The following is a 23,934-nucleotide window of genomic DNA, read 5'->3' as shown; positions in this document are numbered from 1 at the left end:
AAAAAACAATAACTTTTGATTAACTAATTGTAAATACTTCCCAAAATTTATTACTTATATCTACTTTTGCTCCTGAAAGCCATTCTGAGTATTTCTCTTTAAACATTTTTGTCTGTCTCTCGTTTATGATTTCCTCTTTTTTGGCATATGTGGCATCTTCATCATTATCATCTACACAATAAATAATATAGTAACCTGTCTGTCCACCTATTATATTGCTCATTTTTCCTTTTTTTAACGAAAATGCTGCATCTATAGCTTCCTTATCCAATAACTTTGTATCTTTTCCTATAGTTGCCTCACTTACACTGCTGTCAGTATTTGCCTCAGCATAATCAGAAAAACTTTCTGCTTTTTTCGCCTCCTTTAACATTCCTTTAATGCGTGTAAATGTTTTTGCCTTATCAGATACACTCATGTTTATTTTTCTGCCGTTTTTATCTGTTCCTTTTGTAATCAGCTCAAGATACTGGATTTTTATCTGCTTTGCCTCATCATCCGTCACATTTGTATCGGCTGCATCGGTAGCCACATAAAACATTTTGTTGGCAAGTATGTTATCTTCAAATAACCCCTGCACATTCTGTATATTTAGTGCATATTTTTTTCTGTCTTTACTGCTCGCATCCTTGACAAGCTTTTCCGCATCCTGCAATGCCTGGTCCTTTTCATCTCCATCAAGCGTTATTCCCTGCTTTGCAGCATTTTCGCCAATTATCTTAAGCTGCGTTATCATACTGACTATCTCTTTTTTTGCCTTATCACCTATAGTTGTATCGTCATCTATCTTGTAACTCCATAAAGCTTTTCCAAAACTTCCCTCATATTGGTTTTTGAGAAGATAAGAATAGTTTAATACTTCCTCATATTTTACGCCAGTCTCTCCAATCTTCATAACGATAGAATTTTGTGTAATATCTCCCGTTTCAAGATGTACACTCTTTGTACTCTTACTCTTTACCGTTTTACTTTCTGTTCCGGCTGTTTTCGTGCAGCCTGACAACAGCATTGACGCTGCAAGCATAATGCATAATGCACCTTTTGTATATCTATTTTTTATCATATAGCCCTCCAATACTTTTAATCACACCCTCAACAATATTAAATATTTCGTCTGATGTCAACTTTTTTTCATTTTTTATTACATTTTTCGACGGCATCCTGTAAAAATTTCCCGATGAAGCCATCTTTTTTTCTTTCTTCATAATATAAAGAAGATATGGCTCTTTATTTCCAATGTATTTTATCTTTCCCTGATACTCGTCAATCATTTTCTTTAATTTTTCTGCATCAGGAGTCTTTCTTTCATATAAATAATATCTTATGCCATCCTCTTTCTGAATTATCCTGCTTATATAAGCCTTATGTGCATCAGCTTTAAGCATTGCAACACGCAGAAGATTATCTACCGCAGACGGCATATCACCAAACCTGTCAGTAAGTTCCTCCTGCATCTCACTGTATTCTTCAACATTTTCAATTGCCGCTATCCTCTTATACATATCGAGTTTCTGATACTCACTCTTTATATAAGTATTTGGAATGTACGCATTTACGTTTATATCTATCTCTGTCTCAAATTCTTCCGAAACATCAGTTTCTCCCTTTAAGTGGCGTACCGCCTCATTTAGCATTTTGCAATAAAGGTCATAGCCTACCGCCTCCATGTGCCCTGACTGTGCCTCACCTAAGAGATTTCCAGCTCCTCTTATCTCAAGGTCACGCATCGCAACCTTTATTCCTGAGCCAAGTTCCGTAAACTCCTTGATAGCTGCAAGTCTTTTTTCTGCTATCTCTTTAAGAACCTTATTGCGCTTATACATAAGAAATGCATATGAATTCCTGTTCGACCTTCCAACCCTTCCCCGGAGCTGATAAAGCTGTGAAAGTCCCATCTGGTCTGCATTATCAATTATTATGGTGTTTACATTTGATATGTCAAGACCTGTCTCGATGATAGTTGTCGCAACAAGCACATCTATTTCACCGTTGATAAATGCCATCATTATCTTTTCAAGCTGTCTTTCGCTCATCTGACCATGTGCATAAGCTACATTGGCATCAGGCACGAGCTTTTGTATCTCCATAGCCATCTCATCTATGCCTTTTACCCTGTTATATACATAAAATATCTGGCCGCTTCTTGCAAGCTCCCTGTTTATCGCTTCTCTTATTATCTCGCCATTATGCTCCATAACAAATGTCTGAATCGGAAGCCTGTCAACAGGCGGTTCCTCGAGTACACTCATATCCCTTATTCCCGCAAGGCTCATATGAAGTGTCCTTGGAATCGGTGTGGCACTCAGCGTAAGTACATCCACATCACCCTTTATCTGTTTTATCTTCTCTTTATGGGCAACTCCAAAACGCTGTTCCTCATCAACTATCAAAAGCCCCAGATCCTTAAATTCAACATCCTTTGATAAAAGCCTGTGCGTTCCGATAATTATGTCGACCTGACCTTTTTTTAATCCCTCAAGTGCTTTCTTCTGCTGTGCGGGCGTCCTGAATCTTGAAAGCATCTCCACACTGACTGGATAATCTCCAAGTCTTTCCTTAAATGTATTGTAATGCTGCTGTGCGAGTATTGTAGTCGGAACAAGAAAAGCTACCTGTTTTCCGTCATTTGCCGCTTTAAATGCAGCTCTTATTGCGACCTCGGTCTTTCCATAACCAACATCACCGCATATAAGGCGATCCATTATCTTACTGCTCTCCATATCATTCTTTGTAGCTTCTATAGCATCAAGCTGGTCCCTTGTCTCGTCAAATGGAAACATATCCTCAAATTCAGTCTGCCATACCGTATCCTTTCCAAAACAGTAGCCCTGTGTCTGCTGCCTTTTAGCATATAAAAGCACAAGTTCCTTTGCAACTTCATTTACAGCATGCTTTACCCTGCTTTTTGTTTTCTTCCACTCTGTTGAATTGAGCTTATTAAGTTTCGGTTTCTTTGCAACATCCTGTCCCGCATATTTCTGTAATACATCAAGCCCTGAAACCGGAACATAAAGATTTCCGCCATCACCGTACTCTATCTTAACAAAATCTTTTGTGACATTGTCAACTCTTATCTTCTCTATACCCCTGTATATTCCAAGACCATGTTCTTCATGCACTACATAATCGCCTACATTTAATTCATTAAAACTCTGTATTGCTTTTCCATCGATCTTCTTCTGCTTCTTTTTCCTGCGTTTCTGCTTTGCACCAAAAATGTCACCTTCAGTTACAACAACAAATTTCTGTGCTTTATATTCAAAACCTCTGCGAAGCCAGCCATAACTTGTCATAACCTCGCCCGGTTTTATCTCATCTTCAAGCGACTCACGATAAAAAGCGGGTATATCATAACCACCCAAATCTTTTGCAAGCCTCTCGGCTCTTATTTTTGAACCTGATAAGATAAGAATACGGTACTTTGCCGCACGCCACTTTTTTATATCTTCTATAAGTATCTCAAAATGCTGGTTATACGATGGAAGTGACTGAACTGATATATTTAATTCATCTTTAACTTTTAACCCTTTGGGGATAATATCCAAAAGTGACAGATAAACAGTGCGCTTGCTCTCAAGCCTTGCCATGACATATGCGGATGAATATATCACATCAGCCTGTGACGGAAGAATATATCCCTTCTCAAGTCTTCCCTGCATACTCTCCCTAAACTCACTCTCAACAGCTTCAATCTTCTCAATACAACGGACAGGTTCGTCTACAAAAAAGATAGTATTTTCCTCATCGAAAAGATCAAAAAAGCTACTTGTTGATATGTCAAAATATTTAGTAAAGCTCTCAAGTCCCATACGCCCATGATACATGTCAAAATTCAGTCTTATCTGCTCTACGGTATCAGTAAGCCTGTTTAATGCATCATGGTTCTTGTCCTTTTTGAACTTTTCAAGCATCTTTTTGTATTCTTTTTCTATTTTTGAAAGTGCACTCTTTAACTGTTCTCCAGACAGCGTCATCTCAGATGCCGGTGTTATCTCCACCTTATCCATCCTCTCAATAGAACGCTGGCTCTGTACATCAAATGCCCTTATCGTGTCAACCTCATCGTCAAAAAATTCTATACGGACGGGACATTCCATCGTAACTGGAAATATGTCCGTTATACCTCCACGCACTGAAAAATCTCCTGGATTTTCAACCTGTGTCTGTCTTTCATAACCCATATCAACAAGTTTCTTTTCAAGACCTTCCAGATCAACAATATCAGCTTCTTTTATAACAAATCTCGCATTTTTTGATGCCTGACTGTCCATTATGCAGTCAAGCCCTGCATCAATAGTCGTTATAACAGTTCCACACTCATTTTTTAACATCGCATCAACAACCTTAAGTCTCTCCGTACTTATCGCATTTCCCTGTATGTCAGCCCCGAAAAAAATGACATCCTTTGCCGGATAATACAGCACACTCTTATCAAACAGGCGGTAATCGTCATATATCTCTCTTGCTCTTATCTCATTTTCCGCAATTATGACTCTCCATTTTTCCGCCTGTGACAATCCATATATCATATGGCATTTCTGTGTATCTATACAACCTGAAATATGCAGCGGAAATTTGTTTTTGCGAATATCATCTTCCGCAGCCTTATATGCGTTTATCTCATCCAAAGGTGCAATAAACGCTCCCATCAGTTCACTCATCTTATGAAAGCCTCCCCTCATCAAAAACTATGATCATATCTCTTAAATGTCTTTTACTAAAAATATTTGTTATACTGCCATGTTTAATGACAACAAAACTCACAGACAAAAATGTCTGTGAGTTTTTCCTTAGTTCATACTAATCACACTAATTAAACTTATTCATCGCCGTTCTTATGTCATCATTTATAATAATGTTACAAGCCTCCGAAGCATTGTCAAGTGCTTCTCTTATGACCGGTTCTTCATCCCTTGAAAATCTTCCAAGAACATAGTCCGCAAGATCCCAGCCTTTTGGCTTCTCACCTACTCCTATCCTTACTCGTGGAAATACCTGTGTTCCAAGATGACTTATGATATTTTTTATGCCATTATGTCCTCCGGCACTTCCCTTTTCCCTTATGCGGAGCCTTCCGGGTGCAAGGTTTATATCATCATATATGATTATAAGTTCCTTTTCAGGGTCTATCTTGTAGTAATCAACAAGTTCCCGTATACTTTCACCGCTTAAATTCATATAAGTCTGCGGCATTGCAAGAATAACTTTCTGTCCCTCTATATATCCCTTTCCACAAACTGCTTTATGTTTTTTTATGTCAAGTGAAATATTGTATTTATCCGCAAGAACAGTTATGGCAGAAAAGCCAATATTGTGTCTTGTCCCATCATATTTTCTTTCAGGATTCCCAAGTCCTGCTATAATGTACATATTACTCCTCATTTCTTATCAAATTTATATCTTTTCACCCATATGTAATGTATTTCCGGTATACTGCTGAAGCATATTACTATCGACCACATGGCGGTTATCCATAGTTTTCATAATGTCTTTTATCTGCATACTGCGGGCAACCGCACTATCACCGAGATTATATAATTTATTATCTTTAAATGATAAAACAAACGGCTCAAGCACATTACTCTCATTTGAAGTGACAACAAGCCCTTTATCCCCATTAGTAAACTCCACACATACTCCTGGACTTAATATGTTTATGCTGTCAAGAAGAGCATCAACAACTTTTTTGTCAAATTCACCAACATGATCCAACAAATAGCGTACTGCTGCTATTTCTGACAGAGGCTCATCACCAAATTTCATAGCTGTCATATTGTCAAAATAATACGCCACTTTAATTATCTCCACACTAAGTATATCTGGAAATTTACTAGGAGCTCCCGGCATATCAGGATGAAGCATCGGTATTAAAACCATAAGTATTCTCCTTATATCAGGAGAAAGATCTGTGTTGTTCTTAAATTCCTGCCATGAACTCTGATATGCCAATACTATCTTTCTGCCCTCATCAGCCATAAGTTCTTCTGTTTTCTTTTTTCTTAACTGCACAGGTATCGAAAGTCCTCCAACATCATGCAGCAGTGCTGCGGCAACTAGATCCAGCTGCTCTTTAAAAGCAAGACCAAGCTTGTTTGAAATGAGTGCACATAATATTGCAGTATTAAGAGAATGTTTATATATATAATCATCATTACTTCTCAGATTTTGTATAAAGTTAATCTTATGATGAAGTGAGCCGTACTTTTTAAGAAGCTGATTTATAAACTGATACATATTATCATCTTTTTTATTATCAGAATATGCATCGAGTATCTCTCTTATTATAAATATTGACATTGCCTGGAATCTCTCAAATTCAATATCATCTTCAGACATCGGTGGAACAGGTTCCGCCGGCTCAAGTACATAAATACCTATCAGTCCAAAATTCTCTACACTGATAATACCCTGGCTTGTAATTTTAGAATTACGCTCATAAAGCATTACACCATTTTTATTGTATATAGGTTTGGCAAGCCTCATTCCTGGCTTAAGATCCTCTGTTTTCACAAATAACATCCTATGTGTCCTCCAATTCAACCTCTTTTCATCTCATGAACTATTTAATTGTCCTTTTCCTTACGTTTCTCTGCAAGATTATTTGTAACTCTGTTGTAAAGTTCTACGGCTGCATTATATCCCATCTTTTTCTGTCTGTGGTTTACTGCTGCCGACTCACAGATAATAGCAACATTTCTTCCCGGTCTTATCGGAATCGAATGACACACTACTTTGCTGTCTAGGAATTCTATATACTGCTCCTCAAGTCCAAGTCTGTCATATTCCTGTTCTTTATTAAATTCTTCAAGTTTGATGACAAGGTCTATCTCCTGCCAGTCCTTAACACTCTCTACACCGAAAAGTGCTTTTGCATCAATAATACCTATGCCTCTAAGCTCGATAAAATGTCTTGTTATGTCAGGCGAGCTTCCTATAAGTGAATTGTCACTTACCCTCTTTATCTCAACAACATCATCCGATACAAGACGGTGTCCTCTGTGGATAAGTTCAAGTGCCACTTCTGATTTACCTATCCCGCTCTCACCCATGATAAGCACACCCTCACCATATATATCAACTAAAACTCCATGAACTGAACACCTCGGTGCAAGTTCAGCACCAAGCCATCTTATAAGTTCAGCCATAAACGGTGATGTAGCTTTGCGGCTTCTAAGAAGCGGTACATGATATTTGTTTGCAAGGGCAACTATCTCATCCTCTATCCATATCTCCCTGCAATATACGATACATGGCGGCTGTCCCTTGTCTTCACTTCCTGCCATGATCCTCTCCATCATTGCAACGCTGTGTTCCATTCCTTTCTGCTGCATATAAGTATGTTCCACATGACCTATTATCTGTATACGGCTTGAATCAAAATAATCAAAATATCCCGCAAGCTGCAACGCCGGCCTGTTTACCTCATTCTGCGTTATCTTGATGTCGTCTATATTGACATCAGGTGTACAATTCTCCAGTTTAAGTGCCTCTATCATATCTTTAAGAGACACGCTATATTCTCCCTGCATCCTTTTCTCCTCCTTGATGAAAAAATTTATAAACGCTTTTGGCAGCCTTCTCATTCATGCTGTCAACTCCAGCCAGTTCATCGACTGATGCATTCTTTATCGCATCTATAGAAACAAAATGTCTCATAAGTGCCTTTCGTCTTTTCTCTCCGATACCTGTGATATCGTCAAGAACCGATCTGACCTGCTCTTTACTTCTGAGTGAACGGTGGTACTCTATTGCAAAACGATGCACCTCATCCTGAATCCTGGTCATCAGACGAAATCCTTCGCTGTTTGTGTCTATCGGAATCTCATGTTCGTTGAAAAACAGTCCTCTCGTCCTGTGATTGTCATCTTTTACCATTCCGCACACTGGAATGTCTATATTTAACTCCGAAAGAACCCTCATCGCTATATGAACCTGTCCGACACCTCCATCCATCATGATAAGGTCAGGAAATTTTGTGAAACTGCCAAATTCAGATGAAAGATTCTTCTCATCCAGCTCTTTCATTTCCGAAAGACCATGACTGAACCTGCGTTTAAGTACCTCATACATACTTGCATAATCATTTGGCCCTTCAACAGTTTTTATCCTGAACTTCCTATAATCGCTTTTCTTAGGTCTGCCATCATCAAATACGACCATCGAGCCTACCGACTGAAAACCGCTTATATTTGATATGTCATAAGATTCCACACGGGATATGTCCCTAAGACCAAGCCACTCACATATCTGTTTCATAGCCCCTGTCGTCCGCTCCTCCTCGCGCTTTATCTTCTCCATATCTTTTGTAAGAACCATGGCTGCATTTTTGTGGGCAAGCTCGACAAGTCTTTCTTTCTGTCCTTTTTTTGGAACGACTACACTGACTTTTCCTCCACGCTTCTCACTGAGCCACTTTTCTATGAGTTCTGATTCTGATATTTCATATTCTACCATGACTTCACGAGGAATAAAAGGTGTTCCGGCATAAAATTGTTTAATAAATGCCTGAAGCATATCACTCTCTTTCTCCCCGTAACTTCCCTTAAGATGAAAATGATCTCTCCCTATAAGTTTTCCTTCTCTTATAAAGAAAACCTGTACGACAGCCTCCTCATTTGTCCTCGCAATTGCGACAACATCCCTGTCCATTCCACCAAAATCATTTATCTTCTGTTTAACGGACATTTTTTTTACACTCTCTATAAGGTCTCTGTAGCCAGCCGCCTGCTCATATTCCATCTTTTCAGATGCAGCATACATCTTTTCCTCAAGGTATTCGATGACCTGCTTATAATCGCCCTCTATCAGTTTTAAAGCCTTATTAAAATTCTTAGCATAATCTTCCTTACTTATATATCCCTGACAAGGTGCACTGCACTTTCCGATATGATAATTAAGACATGGTCTTTCTTTTCCGATATCTCTTGGAAGAACTCTCCTGCATGTCCTTATCTGATATATCTTATGTGCAAACTCAAGCGTGTCCCTCGCCGCCGTCACATTTGTAAACGGTCCGAAATATTTGCTTTTATCCTTTTTCTGCTGCCTTGAATATATAAGTCTCGGAAAATCCTCATAAACAGTTGCTTTTATATAAGGATATGTCTTGTCATCCTTGAGCATCGTATTGTATTTTGGCTCATGCTCTTTTATCAGATTATTCTCAAGTACGAGAGCTTCCACCTCAGAATCCGTAATTATATACTCAAAATGGTCTATCTGCGATATCATCCTCTCAATCTTTGGAGATACCTTCCTGCCCGCCTGAAAATACTGCCTCACCCTGTTTTTAAGGCTTATCGCCTTTCCGACATATATGATTGCATCACTCTTGTCATGCATCAGATAAACACCGGGCTTTGCAGGCAGTTTCTTTAATTCTTCTTTTATATCAAACACTTTTTAAAACCACCTGCCCTCCCTGTCATCTTGCAGTCATATCACTTTTCCTATCATAGAAAGTCGCTGCAAAAACATTATATCTCATCAGAATCCTGTGTTTCATTGTCAGATGTTGTCTTAGAAGTATCTTTTTCAACATTTTCTTTTGACAATGTAACTGTTTTATTTTCTTCTTCCATGTTTTCTGTTTCTGTATTTTTGGTCTCTATATTTTCTTTTTTTCTGTTTTGCATTTCTGCCGTCTGAGCTTCTGTGCTCTCTGTTTTATTATCTGTGCTGCCTTTTTCATCTTCTTCGTTATCTTTTTTCACAGAAGCAGGTTTCATAAATTTATTTATGACATTTGCAACTCCGTCCTCATTATGTGAAAGTGTCACATAATCAGCCGACTGCTTTACCTTATCCTGTGCATTGCCCATCGCAACACCCATTCCCGCATATCTGAGCATCGGCATGTCATTTATACTGTCACCCACACAGATAACCTTATCTCTGTTTATGTCAAGATAACGCATAAGTTTCTCAACGGCAACTCCCTTGTCAACATACTTAGGAAGAAGTTCAACAAAATGAGGATCAGAACGGAATACATTCACCTTATCTCCAAACATTTCTGCCATGTGATTTTCGACTTTCTTCATATTATCCGGCTCACCGCTGAGTAATATCTTGTTAAATCCAAAGTTTACGGCTTTTACAAAATCATTTACTTCCCTTACTGCAACATCACATGCTGCCGCATCAAGTTCCACATATCTGTTAAGTCCGTTTCCGGCAATAAGTTCCTTGGCTGCATCATTATAAACAGCGATAGAAACACCTGACTTCACAGCTTCATTATATACCTGTCCTAATAACTCACCCGGAACCATCTGATTGTAAATACACTCACCCGTCTTACAATTTACGACTGTAGTTCCGTTGTAAGCTATAACATAACCGCCAAACTTCTCAAGCTGTATCTTTGACGCATTTTTTCTGATGCCTGCTATTGAGCGTCCTGATGCAATGGCAACTTTTTTGCCCCTTTTCTGTGCATCAACTATAGCATCTACTGTCTTTTCACTTATCTGCTTGTCTGAGTCGAGCAAAGTTCCGTCAACATCAATGACTATCGCATCATAGAGGTCACCCTCTGGTTCTTCTATTCCTTTTACCTTGCGGAATATTTTCATAAATTCCTTACCTGTGATAGTCTCATGCTCGATAAGAAATTCTGCAAGTTTGTCAAGGGCATCCCTGTCACCTCTTAAAAGCTCCTCGGCTTTTGCGTAACACTCTTTGAGAATACGCATAACTTCCTGATCTATCTCTGCCTCTGTCGCATCACCACAGTTCAATACAGTTCTTCCGTCAAGATATTTATTCTGGACTGACTCAAGTCCTATCATTCCAAACTTGTCTGTCATTCCATACTGTGTTACCATCGCTCTCGCAAGTGAGGTAGCCTTCTCAATATCGTTTGAAGCACCTGTCGTAATAGAATTAAATACCACCTGCTCGGCAGCACGTCCACCAAAGAGAGTAACTATCCTTGTCAGTATCTCATCTTTGCTCATAAGATATTTTTCTTCCTCAGGCACCTGCATAACATAACCCAGAGAACCCATCGTTCTTGGAACGATAGTAATCTTTTGCACCGGCTCAGCATTTTTCTGTAATGCCGTTACAAGTGCATGACCTACCTCGTGGTAAGCAACTATCCTCTTTTCTTCTTTTCCTAAGATTCTGTCTTTCTTTTCCTTACCTGCAATGACAACCTCGACAGCCTCAAAAAGATCTGCCTGGCTTACAGCTTTTCTTCCGGCACGAACCGCCATTATCGCACCTTCATTTATCATATTGGCAAGGTCTGAACCTACCGCACCGCTTGTTGCAAGTGCAATTGCATCAAAATCAACAGAATCATCCATAAGCACATCTTTTGCATGTACTTTAAGAATATCAACACGACCTTTAAGGTCAGGTTTTTCAACTATTATCCTTCTATCGAAACGTCCCGGACGAAGAAGTGCCTTGTCAAGTACCTCAGGTCTGTTTGTCGCACCGAGTATTACAAGACCTTTTGATGAATCGAAACCATCCATCTCTGAAAGGAGCTGGTTAAGTGTCTGCTCCCTCTCATCATTTCCACCGCCATACTGACTATCCCTGCTCTTACCTATCGCATCTATCTCATCGATAAAGATGATACATGGGGCCATAGACTGTGCCTGTTTAAACAGATCTCTTACTCTGGATGCACCTACACCAACAAACATCTCCACGAAATCTGAACCTGAAAGCGAGAAAAATGGAACTCCCGCCTCACCTGCAACTGCTTTTGCAAGAAGTGTCTTACCTGTTCCCGGAGGTCCTACGAGAAGTGCACCCTTAGGAAGTTTTGCACCTATCTCAGTATATTTTCCCGGATTGTTAAGAAAATCGACAAGCTCATTGAGAGACTCCATAGCCTCCTCCTGTCCCGCAACATCCTTAAATGTAACACCTGTTGCCTTCTGGACATACATCTTTGCGGTACTCTTTCCTACACCCATCATGCCGCCTGAATTTTTTGACATCATGCGTACAACAAAGAAAAGACCGCCCCACAACAAAAGTATAGGTAAAAATGTTGTTATCAGCATGTACATAAGACTTGATGAACCAGAAGAAACTTCTTTTGAAAATTCAACATTTGCTTTTTCAAGTCTGTTTATAAGGTTGTAATCCATTGAGATGACACCTGTATAATATGTGACTTTATAAATATTATTTGCCTGCTGTGCCGGTGTTATCTTGATTTCATCTGATGTTATGACTACCTTTGACACCTGACCGTTATCAAGCATATTTAAGAACTGGTCATATGTTATTTCTTTATTTGAAGCTTTCTCTACCTGACTGTTCATAAAAGAGAACATAAGAAAGATAACTAATGCCACAACTAAACAAATTACTACGCTTCTTCTATTTTGATTTTTTTTCGGATCCTGATTATTATTATTTTCCATCTGCAAGACCTCCCCGTTTTATTATTACGATGTATCCGCATTTTTATCCACTTTTTAATGTATACTTATGTCTATCATAAACAGCAAATATCCTCCGCATCATCGTTCTATCCGTATCATTATAAAGCTAGTTGCCGCATAAATCAATAACCTACAATCTGAATAAATTGTGAAATAATCTTTATAAACTATAAACACGAAATGTTTTTTGTATATTTTCCACAAAAAAAACTTTAAATACTGTCATAAATACTAATTGAACAATATATACTTTATGAGTTATAATAGAAGATATTTGTTTAATGAATACAATTAGAGAGTACAATTAATTAATTTAACATACAAGGAGGATATTTTAATGGCAGTCAAATATGTATTTGTAACTGGTGGCGTTGTTTCCGGTCTCGGAAAAGGTATCACAGCAGCATCTTTGGGCAGATTGCTCAAAATGCGTGGATACAGCGTGACAATGCAGAAGTTCGATCCATATATCAATATTGACCCGGGTACTATGAACCCTGTACAGCACGGTGAGGTTTTCGTAACAGATGACGGTGCCGAGACAGATCTTGACCTCGGACATTATGAGCGTTTCATCGATGAAAGTCTGACAAAACAGTCAAATGTAACAACTGGTAAGGTCTATTGGTCAGTTTTAAACAAAGAACGCCGCGGAGATTACGGCGGAGGTACAGTTCAGGTCATCCCTCATATCACAAACGAGATAAAAAGCCGTTTTTACCGCAATGACGGATGCAAGGACACACAGATAGCCATCATAGAAGTAGGTGGTACAGTAGGTGATATCGAAAGCCAGCCTTTCCTTGAGTCTATCCGTCAGTTCCAGCATGATATCGGACATGACAATGCTATCCTTATCCATGTAACACTTATCCCTTACCTTAAAGCCTCAGGGGAGATGAAGACAAAACCTACACAAGCAAGTGTTAAGGAACTTCAGGGAATGGGTATCCAGCCTGATGTTATCGTATGCCGTACAGAACTTCCTCTTGAAGAAGGTCTCAAGGATAAGATAGCACTCTTCTGTAATGTTCCTACAAAGAGTGTTTTACAGAACCTCGATGTTGAGACACTCTACGAAGCACCTCTCGCTATGGAAAAAGAACATCTTGCAGATGTTGTTTGTGAAAAACTTGGTCTTGACTGCCCAGAACCTGACATAACTGAGTGGCAGAATATGGTCGACACACTTAAAAATCTTGATAAAGATGTAACTGTTGCCCTTGTCGGCAAATATACTTCACTTCATGATGCATATATCAGTGTTGTCGAGTCATTAAAACATGGCGGACTTGCTCACAAGAGCAATGTCAATATCAAATGGATACCATCCGAGGAATTAAACGAAGGAAACGCATCGGAACTTCTCGGCGATGTAAGCGGAATCTTAGTTCCGGGAGGATTTGGTGACAGAGGAATCGACGGAAAGATAGTTGCCATCAAATATGCTAGAGAAAACAATATTCCATTCCTCGGTCTCTGCCTCGGCATGCAGCTTGCAATCGTTGAATTTGCAAGACATGTTGTCGGCTTCCACGATGCACACAGTATAGAACTTGACCCTCAGACTACACATCCTGTCATCCATCTTATGCCTGAACAGGACGGTATCGAAGATATAGGTGGTACTTTAAGACTTGGTTCTTATCCTTGTGTACTTGATAAAAGTTCAAAAGCTTATGAACTTTACGGCGAGGAAACTATCCATGAAAGACACAGACACCGCTATGAAGTAAACAATTATTACCGTGAAGACCTTGAAAAAGCAGGACTTCTCCTCTCAGGTCTCTCTCCTGACGGCAGAATTGTTGAAATGTGTGAGATTCCAACTCATCCTTGGTTTATCGCAACACAGGCTCACCCTGAATTTAAATCAAGACCAAACAGACCACATCCATTATTTAAAGGATTTGTAGGTGCGGCACTTAAATATCAGGAAGACAACAGATAATCATAAATATGTATACAAATGAAGTGCCTGCCCCGTTTTAAGGGGGCAGGCATTTAAATTTGGTTCATCTGTTGCAAAGTATATCATCATCAAGTATTATATTTTTAATAAACAGTGTCACCGCATAGCATAGTCAAGCGGATATTCGCAATCCGCTCCACTGCTTGCTTGATAGTTTTAAAATTGCGATAAATTATTATAATAATGGGAATGAGGAGCAAAAAATGACAACAAACAACAAACATAATAAAAACTCTGGCAGACAGACATTTTTCATGGTAGCCGCACTTCTTTTGTGCTGTTCCATCATCTTAAGTATTGTTGATAAAAAGCACAACGAATTTAATTCTTCGCAGTATGACAATACATATTCAAACTCAGTCCGTGCCGCAAGCATGGACACGACCGACTTAGACTCTGATGTTTCTGACGGAAATACTGTTTCTACCGGAAGTGCGATTTCAACAGGAAGTTCTATCACCTCCGATGAGGTAAGAGGCGTATGGATTTCATTCTTAAGTTACAGCAATAAGGGTTATACAAAAAAAAGTTTTACCACTTATATAAACAATGTATTCAAAAAATGCAAATCAAATGGTTATAATACCGTTTTCGTACATGTACGCATGTTTTCAGATGCAATGTACCCTTCAAAATATTTTCCGTGGTCGGTTTACGCATCAGGAAAAGCAGGTAAAAATCCTGGATTTGACCCGCTTAAGATAATGGTCGATTCTGCCCATTCCATGAACCTCTCGATTCATGCATGGATTAACCCCTACAGGATCACATCTTCCACTACAAACATAAATTCTCTGCCTAAAAATTCATATGCATACAAATGGGCTAAATCTTCTTCAAAAGCCAAACGGAGAAATGTCCTGAAATTTGGCAGCGGACTTTATTACAACCCTGCAAAAGCGGATGTAAGAAACCTTATAACTAAAGGTGTAAAAGAAATCGTTCAGAATTATAAAGTTGATGGAATACATTTTGACGATTATTTCTATCCAAACCTTGGAAGCAGCTACAGAAAGAACTTTGACAGAACAGAATACAATTCATATGTCAAAAATAGAAAATCTGCAGGCAGAAAATATTACGGCATAGTAAACTGGAGAAGACAGAATGTAGACCTTCTCATCAGCAATGTATACAAAACCGTAAAATCAGCCAGCAAAAAAATGCAGTTTGGCATAAGCCCTGCCGGAAATATTGACAATCTCTATCTTGACTGGAGTTATTACTGTGATGTAAAGAAATGGATGAACTCAGATAAATATATCGATTATATCTGCCCTCAGATATACTGGACATTTACAAACAAAGTATGCCCGTTCAAGAAAACCTGCTTAAGATGGGCGAACATTCCAAGAAATAAAAATGTTAAGCTCTATATAGGACTTGCGGGCTACAGAGCAGGCCTGTCAAAATCGCAGGCAAAAGCAGTCTCCGATATCGGCTGTTCAACAAGCAATACGATACTTAAACGCGAAGTCTTATATGGAAGAAGTACAAAGAAAGTCAGCGGTTATGTGCTTTTCTCATATGCAGACCTTAACCGTAAAGCAGCTTCAAAAGAGATGGCTAATCTTAAAAAGATTTTTAAGTAGTCTAAAAATTTTTCGGATTGAGATAGCTAACGGAGAGGCAGTATATATAATTCCCCGATGGCACGCTCTTGCTATAACAAGCACGCAGCGGATACATAAAGCACCTAAAATACAGTGCATAAGTACCGGCGTGTTTGTAAATGCCATTACGGAATTATATATACTGCCTCTCCTGTTTTCGTTTATTCTATAAATAAAATATCATACAAGACATTCTCTGTTTGTTCCATAGAAAATATCGTCCCTGCCAGACATCATTTTACAGAACTTTTCTATCCTGTCCCAGTTATTGTTTACATCAAATTCATAGCTGTGTCCCCATACATAAAATAACATCGGTTCGTCTTCTTTTGGTTCTGCTTTTAGAAATTTTTCTGCAAGTTCAAACAGCATCTCATCATCGTGATGACAGGTTGCTTTTAGCTTGATAGGCTCTTTAGGAATCTCAAATGAGTGTGATGACTCTACTGTTCTTCCATATTTTATGCCTATTGTTTTAAGGTACTCTGCTACTGTATCATCTACACATCCATATGCATATGCCATTCCTACAGGATATGTACCGTATATTCTCTCTATATTTTTTGCATCTTTTATAAATTCTTCATCTAACTGCTCTTTTGTCATTCCTGTCGGTGCTGCATGTGTAAGTCCATGAGTTGCTATCTCATGCCCTCTGTAAAGTTCAGCAAGTCCATCCTGCTTCATCCTGTTTATATGTACACCCTCTATCTCAAAATTACTCTCCGGAGTCTGTATTCCCGTATTTAAATTAAAAGTAGCCTTAAGTCCATATCTGTTAAAAATCTCAACTAACTTCCTATCCTGCTCTATTCCATCATCATAACTGAATGTAAGAGCCTTTTTATATTTCTTCATACTATCCTGCTTCCTTTCTCTATATCTATTATAAAAATTTCAACTTAAAGTATACAGATATACCCCCCCTCCATACCACACTTCATAACAATACTTTTAATCCCAACACATTATATCCAAACTACAAAATCATCACAAAAAAACTATAACACCTAATACCCATCGTAACCAGCATATATTGATAGATGATTTCCAGCGAGTGGCGTTAGAACATCGTCAGTACTTAATGTGCGTACTTTGCACATTTATGTACTGCTACGATGTTCTCCGAGGCGAGAGCCGTCCACGAGTCGGAAATCATCTATCAATATATGCGTCACGTTACCTCAAATAATCAACACCCAAATTATGCCCGCACACAACAAAAGTTGTTTGCAGGCACAAATAATAAAACCAGATAAAATTATAAATTACATCTTAAAATTCAAACTTATCTGCAAAGTAAGCCTCAAGATCTTCTATCTTGATACGCTCCTGTTCCATTGAATCTCTGTCACGCACTGTTACTGCTCCGTCATCTACTGAGTCAAAGTCGTATGTGATGCAGAATGGTGTTCCGATCTCATCCTGACGGCGGTATCTCTTTCCTATGTTTCCTCTGTCATCAAATTCACAGTTGTATGTTTTGCTGAGCTTTGTATAGATTTCTTCTGCCTGCTCTGAAAGTTTCTTTGAAAGTGGAAGTACAGCTACCTTTACAGGTGCGATCGCAGGATGGAAATGCATTACTGTACGTGTATCTCCTCCCTCAAGTTCTTCCTCATCGTATGCGCTGCAGAGGAACGCAAGTGTCACACGGTCTGCTCCAAGTGATGGCTCGATTACATATGGAATGTATTTCTCATTTGTCGAATCATCAAAGTAGCTCATATCCTCACCTGATACATTCTGATGCTGTGTAAGGTCATAATCTGTACGGTCAGCTATTCCCCAAAGCTCGCCCCATCCGAATGGGAAAAGGAACTCGATATCAGATGTTGCCTTGCTGTAGAATGAAAGTTCTTCTTTCTCATGGTCACGCACACGCATCTCATCTTCCTTGATACCAAGTGTCTTGAGCCAGTTGATACAATAATCTTTCCAGTATGCAAACCACTCAAGGTCTGTGTCAGGCTTGCAGAAAAATTCAAGTTCCATCTGCTCAAACTCTCTTGTACGGAATGTAAAGTTACCCGGTGTTATCTCATTTCTGAATGACTTACCTATCTGACCGATACCAAATGGTACTTTCTTGCGTGATGTACGCTGAACATTTTTAAAGTTTACGAAAATACCCTGCGCTGTCTCAGGACGAAGGTAAACCGTATTTTTGGCATCTTCAGTAACGCCCTGGAATGTCTTGAACATAAGGTTGAACTGGCGTATCTCAGTGAAGTTGTGTTTTCCGCATGAAGGGCAGGCAATCTCATGTTCCTCAATGTATTTCTGCATTTCTTCATTTGACCAGCCGTCAACACTTCCCTCTATCTCAATGCCATTTTCCTGCATATAATCCTCGATTATCTTATCTGCCCTGAATCTCTCATGACAATCTTTACAATCCATAAGAGGATCTGAGAAACTTCCAAGATGACCTGATGCTACCCATGTCTGAGGGTTCATAAGGATCGCACAGTCGATTCCTACATTGTACTTGCTCTCACGGATAAATTTTTTCCACCATGCCTGTTTAACATTGTTTTTAAGTTCAACACCGAGGTTTCCGTAATCCCATGTATTTGCAAGTCCGCCATATATTTCTGAACCCGGATAAATAAAACCTCTTGCCTTTGCAAGCGCAACCATCTTGTCCATTGTTTTTTCCATGTCGTTTTTTCCTCCAATTATATCATTTTAAAATTATTGATTACTGCCCATATATAAATAAACAGTAACAATTCATTGTGCGTATTTCCAACACTTATACAAAAATATACCATTGAACCCGATTTATTGCAATGTTTTCAGACAATAAAGTCCAAAGTCTTAAATTTATGAGGCAGATATCTCGCAAGATAACTCTTCATAAACTGCTGAAGTTCTTTTAAAACTCTGTCGGTAACAGTAAATGCATAAAGTTTTTCCAGAGGGCTAGTGAGTATATACTGTAATGTATATTTTGCATCTGCACTAAGCTTTATAGGATATTCACCTGCATACTTACCTTGTTTTGCGGCACACTTTGCACATAAAAGTCCCCCCTGAGACAGATATACATTATATGCATCCTTATTTCCACATCTGAGACATCCGAAAAGTTCAAGTCCCTCTCCCTCTATCATCATAAGACGCATTTCAAATATCACTCTCACAAGCGGCAGTGGTAAAAGTTTGTGCTGTAACGCCCGCATCGTAACATACATGAGCAGAAGTTCCTCTGCTGCCTCCATGCCCTCTCCTGCAAGATACTGCACCATCTCTGCAAAGTACGAAGCATAACATAACGCCTCATAATCGGTGGTTATCTCCTCAAAATATGTATCTATTTCACCGCTTACAAGATTATATGCATTTCTTCCCTCATAAAATGTAAATTTTCCAAAAGTAAATGGAACAGTACACGCAGAAAGGACGCAGTTTGGCTTTCTTGCTCCCCTTGCAAATGCCGAAATGCGTCCTCTTTCCTTTGTAAGCACTTCTATCCTCTTATCGCATTCTTTGATCGGTGATGCTGTAATTATCATCCCCGTAAATGTAACCTTTTCTGTCATCGTTTCTGTCCTTATCACCTAAATCTGTGCCACCGGAACTGTTTCTTATCTCAGTCCTGTATTTAAGATAGTCCTCGACTCTGCCCGTGCTTGCAAATCTTGTCCATGAATCATCGTTCTGTCCCGTCATCTCCATACTCATATAAAGAAGCCTCCTTCGTGGTCCCCTGTATCTGTTTTGATTAAATTTTATCAACAGTACATAACAGTATATCTGCTTAATTTTTTGTATTACTGCTTAGCAGCTTCATAATACTTATATGATTTGTATGATGAAACAATTATATTCCTGTATTTATTTCCATAGATGGAATTTTTATACTTTTAGTAGGACTTCTTACTTAATATCATGCTGTTTCCTGCACATTTCCAGATTTAGCAAATTTAAATATTCTATCTAAAAAGCTTACATATATGTCTTTTCAGTTTCTATTCATCAAGTTCTTTGCTGTCATATCCAAAGTTTTTCATGAGAAAATCACTGTCTCTCCAATCCTTCTTAACCTTAACCCAAAGTTTAAGATTGACCTTGCAGTCAAGCAGATTTTCGATATCCCTTCTCGCATCTGAACCTATCTTTTTAAGCATACTTCCCTGTTTGCCTATGATGATGCCTTTGTGTGAATTTCTCTCGCAGACAATAGTCGCATCTATATCTATGATATTGCTTCCTCTGCGTTCCCTCATCCTGTCTATACCGACAGCTATACCATGAGGTACTTCCTCACTTAGATTTCTTAGTGCCTTCTCTCTTATAAGCTCTGCAACTATCTGTCTTTCCGGCTGGTCTGTTATCGTATCCTCGTCATAATAACACGGTCCTTCCTCAAGATGGCTGAATATCGTTTTCATAAGGTCATCCGTATTTTCACCTTTAAGTGCAGACACCGGAACAATGTCATCAAAATCAAGCAGGTCCTTGTAAGTCGAGATAAAAGTAAGTATCTCTGCTTTTGACACGGTATCTATCTTATTTATTACAAGGACTACAGGCGTATCGACATTTTTAAGCTGCTCAGCGATATGTCTCTCTCCCGCACCGATAAATGTTGTAGGCTCAACAAGCCACAGGATAACATCAACTTCTTTTAATGTGCGCTCGGCAACAGACACCATGTACTCTCCAAGTTTGTTCTTAGCCTTGTGGATACCCGGTGTATCAAGAAAGATTATCTGACCCTCCTCACCCGTGTAAACAGTCTGAATACGATTTCTCGTTGTCTGTGGTTTGTTAGATGTAATAGCGATCTTCTGACCGATAAGTCTGTTCATAAGTGTGGACTTGCCGACATTTGGTCTACCGATAAGCGTAACAAAACCTGATTTGAATTTCTTCATGTAAATCCTCCGTATTAAAAAATATTGCCATTATAATGCGAGTACAGTGAAAACTGCTTTTCACTGTACCAGCCATATATATACTCTAAGACAATGGTTTGATATCGTCAAACATTGAAGCCTCATCCTTTATGCGTTTCTCATTTCCGATAACACATATATTTTCTGCATCTGCAACTTTTCTTACCGCATCTGCCGTCTTTCTTATATCCTCTTTCGTGCAGGCAAGTACCTGATCTCTTTCTTTCTGTATAACTTCAATCGGTGTTTTTGTAAGATAGAGTGACATCGAACGCTTACCATCCATGGAAGGTGTGAGCGGTGTATCAAGTCCGCTTATAGTACCTATGATAGTCTTTGTCACTTCTCTCTCATCTGCCTCATAACCGGCAAGGAAATCTGCTGCCTTCTTGTAGACATCATAAGTCGCTGACAGATTAGGATCTCTGTATGAGACAAAACTTCCTGAACCTGCTCTTGAAAATCTGCACATAACACCGTATGCTCCACCCTTAACTCTTACTTCGTTCCAGAGATAACCATAACTTAAAAGATGTTTTACCACAAGCATCGCACCATCATTTACATCCGGTACATCCTTGTATGAACCCGATACTGCCGCATACTGTATCTCAGCAGGAGTTGAAAATGCTGTCTTTCTGTATTTCACATCAGGTTTAAAACTCTCAAGTCCTGAAATATCTCCATTGTTTTCCTTTTCAAAACCATCAAGCTCCCCAATAAAACTGATCATTGTTTCCTCAAACTTCGCATAATCGTTATCATCACATGTGCATGAAATAATGAGGTTTTCTTTTTTGAACATCGCCTTTACAAGTTCCATACATCCCTTGATAAGTTTTTCTTTCTCATCATCAAAATTCTCGTCAAGTTTTACGAGATAATCATAATAGCCGATTCCCATTGAATAGTCGTTATACCATCCGTCAAGCGTAAGTCCTGCCATACTGTAACTTACGGCTGCCTGATGACCTGCCGACATAAGACGCACTTTAAGCCTTGAACGTGTCTCAGCCACAACCTCTCTCAGATGCTTCTCATCTGTAAACAATGTCTTAAACATCATCTCTGCCATAAGCCTTACGGTATCTTTTATCCTGCCTGCAAGCGCCTTTGTCCTTACCGCAAATTTAAGGTCAACATCCTCTGTATCATATATTGAATAAATATTTAAGTCAGAACCTATTCCGCCTGAATAGAAATTAGTCTCAGTATCAAATTCCCTGTAAGTATGCTCCGTCGTATCCATATATCCGAGAAGTGTTGCAAGAAAACTCATCTGTGGCACATACTCTGAAAGACTGTTCACGTCAAACAGCATTTCAAGATATACTATACCGTTTGTGTGTATATTATGGTGTATTGTCTTTACACCGCATATCTGCTTCTCATCATTGTGCACAGGTCTTACTTTCTTTCCAATATCATCTCTTGCAAGAAGCGGTATCTTTTCAAGCACTTCTTTAGGTGAAGGCTCTTCCTGGTATGCCTTTAATGCCTTTGTCTGAGCGATAAGCTCATCTATCTCACCATCTGAAAGCGAAGCCTTGTAATCTTCAAGTTTCTTAGCAAGTGCTTTCTCATTTTCTATTGCAAGTCCCGGCTTTGGATTCATTTCAACAAGTACAGCATGAGGATTATTTAAGATATACTCCTCGATAAGTTTCTCATAATAATCTGTTCCAAGTTTCTCCCTGAGATTCTTATATACATCCTCATATATAAGCCCGTCATATGGCTTGCTGTCATCATAAAGCCATGTCTTAAATGTCTTTAACACATAGAGAAGTCCTTTGGGGAATCCTCCAAAGTCAGCTTCTCTCTCCCTGAATTCAGTTCCGTTTATAGCTGCTTCAAGGTCTTTTCTGTCAATTCCCTCTTTTACGATATCCCTCAGTGTTGACATTATAACTTCGTAGAACTTTTCCCTAAGTTCCGGTTTTGCATTTTTTGTAGTAATGCTGAACATGCTCTGTCTTAGGATATCGCAGAAATCAACATCTATGTCAGTTCCTATGCCCGCATCGAGAATCGCCTGTTTAAGAGGTGCTCCCGGCATCTCAAGAAGTACATATGAGATAAGTTCAAATGCCCTGCACTTCTCCTGGTCAAGTGTTATATCCATAGCCGTACAGAATGAATAATATGTCTTTTCTGAGCAGTCTGCATCTGTCGCAACCGCATATTCAGTAGAAAGTTTTTTCATCTCGTCGAACGGTTTCTGAAGTTCGATATGTGAGTCAAGCTCAATTGCAGGGAAATTTTTAAGATAGTTCTCATCCATCCAGTTAAGTCTTTCCTCAATATCAACATCTCCATAAATACAGATATAGCTGTTTACAGGATGATAATATTTTCTGTGGAAATCAAGATAATCCTCATAAGTAAGGTCAGGAATGTTTTTCGGATCTCCGCCTGACTCGTGTGCATAAGTATTGTCAGGAAAAAGACTGTTCATCGTAAATCTCTCTAAAACACTCTCCTCAGAAGAATATGCACCTTTCATCTCATTGTAGACAACACCATTGTAAGTAAGAGGAGCATCTTTGCTCTCAAGTTCGTAGTGCCATCCCTCCTGTTTAAAGATTTCTTCATGCTTGTATATATTAGGATAAAATACAGCGTCCATATAAACACTCATAAGATTTGCAAAATCTTTGTCATTGTAACTTGCAACAGGGTACATAGTCTTGTCAGGATATGTGGTTGCATTAAGATAAGTATTTAATGAACCTTTTACAAGTTCAACAAATGGATCTTTTGCCGGATATTTTTCTGAACCGCACAATACCGTATGCTCTATGATATGCGGTACTCCGGTCGCATCCTTAGGCGGTGTGCGGAATGCTATGTCAAATACTTTGTTATCATCCTCATTGCTGAATATAAGCACTCTCGCACCACTCAGTTTATGCTTGAGCGTAAGCATAAAACTGTCAACTTCTTTTACATACTCTCCATTTACCAATTCATATGTCTCAGGAATTTTTACCTCATCGAGACTTTTAATACTCTTTGCCATCTAT

Annotated in this window: 15 protein-coding genes; 2 read left to right on the top strand and 13 right to left on the bottom strand. The window is 38.9% G+C overall.

Translation table 11 applies throughout. The features are described 5' to 3' along the window. Window positions 1-19: 19 nt before the first annotated feature. The 7 genes from KQI69_RS05615 to ftsH all read right to left on the bottom strand — a co-directional run bounded on the left by KQI69_RS05615 (window position 20) and on the right by ftsH (window position 12,395). Window positions 20-1,063: a peptidyl-prolyl cis-trans isomerase gene (locus tag KQI69_RS05615; protein ID WP_216564368.1), complete on the bottom strand. Its 1,044-nt coding sequence runs from the start codon at window positions 1,061-1,063 to the stop codon at window positions 20-22. Continuing rightward, a complete protein-coding gene (mfd, locus tag KQI69_RS05610) occupies window positions 1,050-4,661 on the bottom strand; it encodes a transcription-repair coupling factor (RefSeq protein ID WP_253289016.1) in 3,612 nt (1,203 codons plus the stop codon). The genes KQI69_RS05615 and mfd overlap by 14 nt, the downstream gene beginning before the upstream one ends. A gap of 148 nt (window positions 4,662-4,809) precedes the next feature. Then, complete coding sequence (gene pth / locus KQI69_RS05605) at window positions 4,810-5,370, bottom strand: aminoacyl-tRNA hydrolase (RefSeq protein WP_216564367.1); 561 nt, start codon at window positions 5,368-5,370, stop codon at window positions 4,810-4,812. A 24-nt stretch (window positions 5,371-5,394) separates the two neighbouring features. Further along, on the bottom strand, window positions 5,395-6,519 hold the full coding sequence (locus KQI69_RS05600) for an HD-GYP domain-containing protein (RefSeq protein ID WP_216564366.1): 1,125 nt from the start codon (window positions 6,517-6,519) through the stop codon (window positions 5,395-5,397). 44 nt (window positions 6,520-6,563) lie between these two features. Beyond that, window positions 6,564-7,529 carry an HPr(Ser) kinase/phosphatase gene (hprK, locus tag KQI69_RS05595; protein ID WP_216564365.1) on the bottom strand — a complete coding sequence of 322 codons (966 nt, stop codon included), beginning with the start codon at window positions 7,527-7,529 and terminating at the stop codon, window positions 6,564-6,566. Continuing rightward, the gene (uvrC, locus tag KQI69_RS05590; protein ID WP_216564364.1) at window positions 7,513-9,399 is read right to left on the bottom strand and encodes an excinuclease ABC subunit UvrC; all 1,887 of its coding nucleotides are present in this window, start codon (window positions 9,397-9,399) and stop codon (window positions 7,513-7,515) included. The genes hprK and uvrC overlap by 17 nt, the downstream gene beginning before the upstream one ends. Before the next feature lie 77 nt (window positions 9,400-9,476). Next, window positions 9,477-12,395, bottom strand: coding sequence for an ATP-dependent zinc metalloprotease FtsH (ftsH, locus tag KQI69_RS05585; RefSeq protein WP_216564363.1), 2,919 nt, complete (start codon window positions 12,393-12,395; stop codon window positions 9,477-9,479). 358 nt (window positions 12,396-12,753) lie between these two features. Between ftsH and KQI69_RS05580 the strand changes: the two genes are divergently transcribed. Together KQI69_RS05580 and KQI69_RS05575 are read left to right on the top strand one after the other, a co-directional pair. Further along, a complete protein-coding gene (locus KQI69_RS05580) occupies window positions 12,754-14,367 on the top strand; it encodes a CTP synthase (RefSeq protein WP_216564362.1) in 1,614 nt (537 codons plus the stop codon). Between the two features lie 224 nt (window positions 14,368-14,591). Next, window positions 14,592-15,980 carry a glycoside hydrolase family 10 protein gene (locus KQI69_RS05575; RefSeq protein WP_216564361.1) on the top strand — a complete coding sequence of 463 codons (1,389 nt, stop codon included), beginning with the start codon at window positions 14,592-14,594 and terminating at the stop codon, window positions 15,978-15,980. A gap of 201 nt (window positions 15,981-16,181) precedes the next feature. Here the strand turns inward: KQI69_RS05575 and KQI69_RS05570 are convergent, their stop codons facing one another. The 6 genes from KQI69_RS05570 to KQI69_RS05545 form a co-directional block, all read right to left on the bottom strand. Further along, a complete protein-coding gene (locus KQI69_RS05570; protein ID WP_216564360.1) occupies window positions 16,182-16,859 on the bottom strand; it encodes a polysaccharide deacetylase family protein in 678 nt (225 codons plus the stop codon). Between the two features lie 417 nt (window positions 16,860-17,276). Next, a complete protein-coding gene (locus KQI69_RS05565; RefSeq protein WP_216564359.1) occupies window positions 17,277-18,665 on the bottom strand; it encodes a glycine--tRNA ligase in 1,389 nt (462 codons plus the stop codon). A gap of 137 nt (window positions 18,666-18,802) precedes the next feature. After that, window positions 18,803-19,549: a DNA repair protein RecO gene (gene recO, locus KQI69_RS05560; protein ID WP_216564358.1), complete on the bottom strand. Its 747-nt coding sequence runs from the start codon at window positions 19,547-19,549 to the stop codon at window positions 18,803-18,805. Further along, window positions 19,485-19,691, bottom strand: coding sequence for a hypothetical protein (locus KQI69_RS05555; protein ID WP_216564357.1), 207 nt, complete (start codon window positions 19,689-19,691; stop codon window positions 19,485-19,487). The genes recO and KQI69_RS05555 overlap by 65 nt, the downstream gene beginning before the upstream one ends. Before the next feature lie 287 nt (window positions 19,692-19,978). Next, window positions 19,979-20,887 (bottom strand): GTPase Era, encoded by a 909-nt coding sequence (era, locus tag KQI69_RS05550; RefSeq protein WP_216564356.1) that lies wholly within the window; start codon window positions 20,885-20,887, stop codon window positions 19,979-19,981. Between the two features lie 85 nt (window positions 20,888-20,972). Beyond that, window positions 20,973-23,930 (bottom strand): insulinase family protein, encoded by a 2,958-nt coding sequence (locus tag KQI69_RS05545; RefSeq protein WP_216564355.1) that lies wholly within the window; start codon window positions 23,928-23,930, stop codon window positions 20,973-20,975. Between the last annotated feature and the right edge of the window lie 4 nt (window positions 23,931-23,934).

It is taken from the genome of Eubacterium sp. MSJ-13, assembly GCF_018918235.1.
GTDB lineage: Bacteria > Bacillota > Clostridia > Lachnospirales > Lachnospiraceae > Butyribacter.
This window is presented reverse-complemented; position numbering and strand designations above follow the sequence as displayed.

Coding starts and splice junctions, on each gene's coding strand:
- KQI69_RS05615 (WP_216564368.1), bottom strand. CDS start 1,063: ATGATAAAAAATAGATATACAAAAGGTGCATTATGCATTATGCTTGCA.
- mfd (WP_253289016.1), bottom strand. CDS start 4,661: ATGAGTGAACTGATGGGAGCGTTTATTGCACCTTTGGATGAGATAAAC.
- pth (WP_216564367.1), bottom strand. CDS start 5,370: ATGTACATTATAGCAGGACTTGGGAATCCTGAAAGAAAATATGATGGG.
- KQI69_RS05600 (WP_216564366.1), bottom strand. CDS start 6,519: ATGTTATTTGTGAAAACAGAGGATCTTAAGCCAGGAATGAGGCTTGCC.
- hprK (WP_216564365.1), bottom strand. CDS start 7,529: ATGCAGGGAGAATATAGCGTGTCTCTTAAAGATATGATAGAGGCACTT.
- ftsH (WP_216564363.1), bottom strand. CDS start 12,395: ATGGAAAATAATAATAATCAGGATCCGAAAAAAAATCAAAATAGAAGA.
- KQI69_RS05580 (WP_216564362.1), top strand. CDS start 12,754: ATGGCAGTCAAATATGTATTTGTAACTGGTGGCGTTGTTTCCGGTCTC.
- KQI69_RS05575 (WP_216564361.1), top strand. CDS start 14,592: ATGACAACAAACAACAAACATAATAAAAACTCTGGCAGACAGACATTT.
- KQI69_RS05570 (WP_216564360.1), bottom strand. CDS start 16,859: ATGAAGAAATATAAAAAGGCTCTTACATTCAGTTATGATGATGGAATA.
- KQI69_RS05565 (WP_216564359.1), bottom strand. CDS start 18,665: ATGGAAAAAACAATGGACAAGATGGTTGCGCTTGCAAAGGCAAGAGGT.
- recO (WP_216564358.1), bottom strand. CDS start 19,549: ATGACAGAAAAGGTTACATTTACGGGGATGATAATTACAGCATCACCG.
- KQI69_RS05555 (WP_216564357.1), bottom strand. CDS start 19,691: ATGAGTATGGAGATGACGGGACAGAACGATGATTCATGGACAAGATTT.
- era (WP_216564356.1), bottom strand. CDS start 20,887: ATGAAGAAATTCAAATCAGGTTTTGTTACGCTTATCGGTAGACCAAAT.
- KQI69_RS05545 (WP_216564355.1), bottom strand. CDS start 23,930: ATGGCAAAGAGTATTAAAAGTCTCGATGAGGTAAAAATTCCTGAGACA.